Origin of the sequence: Ilumatobacter sp., from assembly GCF_049588435.1 — a bacterium.
GTDB lineage: Bacteria > Actinomycetota > Acidimicrobiia > Acidimicrobiales > Ilumatobacteraceae > Ilumatobacter_A.
Genome location: NZ_JBAVYV010000170.1, coordinates 1 through 3,069, shown reverse-complemented (window position 1 = coordinate 3,069; position 3,069 = coordinate 1). Strand labels below are relative to the sequence as shown.

3 protein-coding genes and 1 pseudogene are annotated in these 3,069 nt (G+C 65.7%); all 4 read right to left on the bottom strand.

Annotation, left to right across the window (positions count from 1 at the left end):
* Positions 1–145 (bottom strand): site-specific integrase (locus WBV89_RS06240; RefSeq protein ID WP_423980472.1); only part of this gene is annotated, 145 nt, incomplete at its 3' end.
* A gap of 12 nt (positions 146–157) precedes the next feature.
* Positions 158–724 carry an NUDIX hydrolase gene (locus WBV89_RS06235; protein WP_423980471.1) on the bottom strand — a complete coding sequence of 189 codons (567 nt, stop codon included), beginning with the start codon at positions 722–724 and terminating at the stop codon, positions 158–160.
* Positions 725–740: 16 nt separating this feature from the next.
* The gene (locus WBV89_RS06230) at positions 741–2,375 is read right to left on the bottom strand and encodes a CTP synthase (protein ID WP_423980470.1); all 1,635 of its coding nucleotides are present in this window, start codon (positions 2,373–2,375) and stop codon (positions 741–743) included.
* A 50-nt stretch (positions 2,376–2,425) separates the two neighbouring features.
* Positions 2,426–3,069: pseudogene (locus tag WBV89_RS06225) on the bottom strand (DNA repair protein RecN); the annotation flags it as partial.

Genomic DNA, 3,069 nt, shown 5'->3' with positions numbered 1-3,069 from the left:
TGGCGCCGCGCTCGTCGAGCCATGCGCAGTAGGCGTTCAGATCACGTCGATATGCCGCCAGGGTGTTGGCCGAGCGTCCCTTCTCGGAGAGCATCCAGGCGAGGAACTCCTCGGCCTCGAGCGGGAGCGGCGCCTCGGCGACCAAGGTCGGGACCGGTCAGCCGCCGTCGGAGGAACGCAGCCGACGGTCGGTCATCAGGAGTCCGGCGACCGTCTTCGCGTCACGGATCTCACCGCGATCGATCATGGTGAGCGCGTCGACGAGCGGGATGTGCAGCGTCTCCATGAAGTCCTCCTCCGGGCCCTGGCGATCGGTCGGGACGGAGCTGCACTGCGTCGCCAGATAGATCGTCGTGACCGAATCGGTCATCCCGGGTGACGGGTAGATCTCACCGAGCAGGTCGACCTGACCGGCGTCGAGGCCGGCTTCCTCGATCAGCTCGCGACGGGCGACCTCGGCGGTGTCCTCCCCCTCGATGTCGCGCATTCCGGCGGGGATCTCGATGACGACCTCCTCGTAGGGAGGCCGATACTGCGAGACCAGCACCACCGACGGGTTGCCCTCGGCGTCGAACACGAGCGGCACCACACCGACCGCACCCGGAGACCGGACGATGTCGCGCTGGAAACGGCGACCGTCGGGTGCCTCGTACTCGGCGCTCGCCAGGTGCCAGACGTGGCCCTGGTGCACCTTCGACTCGCTGACGCGACGGAATTCGCTCATCGAAGCCGGCTCATCGTCAGGTCGTCGCGGCGTCGACGGGACTGACGGCCTGCCCCGCCTTGCGGTGCTCCAGCGATGCTGCGATCAGCTCGCGGAACAACGGATGCGGTCGATCGGGCCGGCTCTTGAACTCCGGATGAGCCTGAGTCGCGACCCAGAACGGATGTCCGGGAAGTTCGATGAACTCGACGAGTTGGTTGTCGGGCGACGTTCCCGAGCACCAGAGCCCCTCGCTCTCGAGCTGTGCGCGGAACCGATCGTTGAACTCGTAGCGATGGCGATGACGCTCGGACACCACGGTCTCGCCGTACGCCCGTGCCACCTGCGACTCGTTCGCGAGCACCGCATAGTGCGCTCCCAGGCGCATCGTCCCGCCCTTGTCCTCGATGCCGCGCTGATCGAGCATCAGGTCGATCACGGGATGCTTCGTCGTGGGATCGAACTCCGTCGAGTTGGCATCGGTGAGTCCGGCGACGTTGCGGGCGAAATCGATGGTCATCGCCTGGAGACCGAGACAGATGCCGAGGCAGGGCATCGCGTTCTCTCGGGCATAGCGGGCGGCGGCGATCTTGCCCTCGACGCCGCGGTGACCGAAGCCGCCAGGGATGATGATCCCGTCGAGGTGGCCGAGTTGTCCGTCGGCGAGCAGCCCCTCGACGCTCTCGGACTGGATCCATTCGATCTCGACCTTCGCGCCGTGGTGGAATCCAGCGTGCTTGAGGCTCTCGACCACCGACAGGTAGGCGTCGGCGAGTTCGATGTACTTGCCGATCAACCCGATCGTCACGGGCTCGGTCGCTGCTTCGACCTTGTCGACGACTCGCTGCCATGACGACAGGTCGACGGGTCCCTCGATGCGCAACACGTTGCACACGAAGTCGTCGAGGCCCTCGTTGTGGAAGATCAACGGCAGCTCGTAGATGTTGCGCGCGTCGGCGGCGTTGATGACGGCTTCACGTTCGACGTCGCACATGTTCGAGATCTTCGTCTTCAGTTCGTCGGAGAGTGCCTCCTCGGACCGGCAGACGATCACGTCCGGCTGGATTCCCCGCGAGCGCAGCTCGGTGACCGAGTGCTGCGTCGGTTTCGTCTTCTGCTCGCCGGACGGGCCGATGAACGGCACGAGCGTCACATGGATGTAGCAGACGTTGTCGCGTCCCACCAGGTTCCGGAACTGACGGATCGCCTCGAGGAACGGAAGGATCTCGATGTCGCCGACCGTGCCGCCGACCTCGGTGATCACGACGTCGACGTCCTGCTGGGCGACGCGCTCGACGCGGTGCTTGATCTCGTCGGTGATGTGCGGGATCACCTGCACGGTCTTGCCGAGGTAGTCGCCGCGGCGCTCGGCGGCCATCACCGATTGGTAGATCGATCCGGTGGTGGCGTTGGAGTTGCGCGACAGGTTCTCGTCGATGAACCGCTCGTAGTGGCCGAGGTCGAGGTCGGTCTCGCCGCCGTCGTCGGTGACGAAGACCTCACCGTGCTCGAATGGGTTCATCGTGCCCGGGTCGAGGTTGATGTACGGATCGAGCTTCTGCAGCGTGACGCGCAGGCCGCGCAGCTTGAGCAGACGCCCCAGCGACGATGCTGTGAGTCCTTTGCCGAGCGAGCTGGCAACGCCACCCGTCACGAAAATGTGCTTGGGCATTCGAACCTCCGTCTCGACATCACGACGGGAAATCACGCTAGCACCGAACTTCACGCAAGTAGTTCCCTCGCGTGGTCGAGTGCCGAACGACTCGTCGATCCCGACAACATGCGTGCGATCTCGTCGATGCGTTCGTCGCCGTCGAGGCGTCGCGCGGTTGCGAACGTGCTGGAGTTTCGAACCGTCTTGGACACCGAGATCTGCGCGTCGGCGAGTGCGGCGACCTGCGCCAGATGGGTGACGACGAGGACCTGGTGGTGGTCGGCGAGGCTGGCGAGTGCATCGCCCACGGCCTGCGCTGCCGCACCCCCGATCCCCGCATCGACCTCGTCGAACACCAGCGTGTCCGACGCGTCGCTCGTACCTCCCGACGACGAGAATGTCGATGTCGATGTCGATGTCGATGTCGATGTCGGTGAGGATGAGGATGAGGATGAGGATGCGCGAGCGCCGGCGAGAACCAGCCGGAGTGCGAGCATCGAACGGGCGAGTTCGCCGCCGGACGCGACACGGTTCAGCGGCAGCAATGCCAACCCCGGGTTCGCGGCGAGCAGGAAACGGACGCGGTCGCCCGGGTGGTCGTCGGCGTGCTCACCCACCTCGACGGCGACGGCAGCATTCGGCATCGCCAGCAACCGAAGCCGCTCCTCGACCGCATTTGCGAGCGGATCGGCTGCGGCACGTCGTGCTCGGC

What these genes read in the sequence shown, in the direction of transcription:
- WBV89_RS06230 (WP_423980470.1), bottom strand. Translation starts at nt 2,375, where the DNA reads ATGCCCAAGCACATTTTCGTGACGGGTGGCGTTGCCAGCTCGCTCGGC.
- WBV89_RS06235 (WP_423980471.1), bottom strand. Translation starts at nt 724, where the DNA reads ATGAGCGAATTCCGTCGCGTCAGCGAGTCGAAGGTGCACCAGGGCCAC.